The sequence below is a fragment of the Actinomadura livida genome (genome assembly GCF_014648675.1).
GTDB lineage: Bacteria > Actinomycetota > Actinomycetes > Streptosporangiales > Streptosporangiaceae > Spirillospora > Spirillospora livida.
Genome location: NZ_BMRO01000003.1, coordinates 160,820 through 162,412, shown reverse-complemented (window position 1 = coordinate 162,412; position 1,593 = coordinate 160,820). Strand labels below are relative to the sequence as shown.

Sequence of the window (1,593 nt, the reverse complement as noted above, 5' to 3'; positions counted from 1 at the left end):
GCCGCCGGGCCCCTCGGCCTCCGACATCTCAGATGTCGTAGTAGAGCTCGAACTCGTGCGGGTGCGGGCGGAGGCGGATCGGGTCGATCTCGAATTCGGTCTTCATGGTGATCCAGGTCTCGATGAGGTCCTGGGTGAAGACGCCGCCTTCGAGGAGGTAGTCGTGGTCGGCCTCCAGGGCCGCGAGGACCTCCTCCAGGGAGCCGGGCACCTGCGGGATGGCGCGGGCCTCCTCGGGCGGCAGCTCGTAGAGGTCCTTGTCGATCGGCTCCGCGGGCTCGATCTTGTTCTTGATGCCGTCCAGGCCCGCCATCAGCATCGCGGAGAACGCGAGGTAGGGGTTGCAGGACGGGTCCGGCACGCGGAACTCGACGCGCTTGGCCTTCGGGTTCGAGCCGGTGATCGGGATGCGGATGCAGGCCGAGCGGTTGCGCTGGGAGTAGACCAGGTTGACCGGGGCCTCGTAGCCGGGGACGAGCCGGTGGTAGCTGTTCACCGTCGGGTTGGTGAAGGCCAGCAGGGACGGCGCGTGCTTGAGCAGGCCGCCGATGTAGTAGCGGGCGTTGTCGGACAGGCCCGCGTAGCCGACCTCGTCGTAGAACAGCGGCGAGCCGTCCTTCCACAGCGACTGGTGGCAGTGCATGCCGGAGCCGTTGTCACCGAAGATCGGCTTCGGCATGAACGTGACGGTCTTGCCGGCCGCGCGCGCGACGTTCTTGACGATGTACTTGTAGAGGAGCAGCTGGTCGGCCGTCTTCAGCAGCGTGTCGAACCGGAAGTCGATCTCGGCCTGGCCCGCGGTGCCGACCTCGTGGTGCTGCATCTCGACGTGGATGCCGGCGTTGAGGAGCTGGCTGACCATCTCCGAGCGGAGGTCGGTGTAGTGGTCCATCGGCGGGACGGGGAAGTAGCCGCCCTTGTAGGGGGGCTTGGCGCCGAGGTTGCCCCCGGGCTCCTCCCGGCCGGTGTTCCACGCGCCCTCGACCGAGTCGAGGTAGTAGTAGCCGGCGTTCGCCTTGGTCTCGAACCGGACGTCGTCGAAGATGTAGAACTCGGCCTCGGGACCGAAGTAGCACGTGTCGGCGATGCCGGTGCCGCGCAGGTAGTCCTGCGCCTTCTTCGCCACGTTGCGGGGATCGCGGCTGTACGGCTCACCCGTCAGCGGGTCGTGCACGAAGAAGTTCAGGTTCAGGGTCTTGTGCTGGCGGAACGGGTCGATGACGGCGGTCGACGGGTCCGGGAGCAGGAGCATGTCCGACTCGTGGATCTCCTGGAAACCGCGGACCGACGAGCCGTCGAACATCAGCCCCTCGGTGAAGACGCTCTCGCCGAAGCTCTCGACGGGGAACGTGAAGTGCTGCATCTTGCCCGGCAGGTCCACGAACCGGCAGTCGACGAATCGCACACCTTCGTTCCTGATGTAGCTCAGGACCTCTTCGGCGCTGCTGAACATCCAGCCTCCTTGGGGCGCTACTTGGCTTCCCGCAGGCTATGGCGGTGCCGTTTCCCGGCCGTGTCTCATATGTTTCCGCTGTGTTACGGGTTGTGCGCCCGCTGCGGAAGCCCGGATCCGGGCTCCGGAGGAGACCGGAT

Annotated in this window: 1 protein-coding gene; it reads right to left on the bottom strand. The window is 66.4% G+C overall.

Features of this window, described 5'->3' with window-relative positions; all coding sequences use genetic code 11:
* Positions 1–28: 28 nt before the first annotated feature.
* Positions 29–1,453: a type I glutamate--ammonia ligase gene (glnA, locus tag IEZ03_RS07420; RefSeq protein WP_184886505.1), complete on the bottom strand. Its 1,425-nt coding sequence runs from the start codon at positions 1,451–1,453 to the stop codon at positions 29–31.
* Positions 1,454–1,593 lie beyond the last annotated feature (140 nt).

What these genes read in the sequence shown, in the direction of transcription:
- glnA (WP_184886505.1), bottom strand. Translation starts at nt 1,453, where the DNA reads ATGTTCAGCAGCGCCGAAGAGGTCCTGAGCTACATCAGGAACGAAGGT.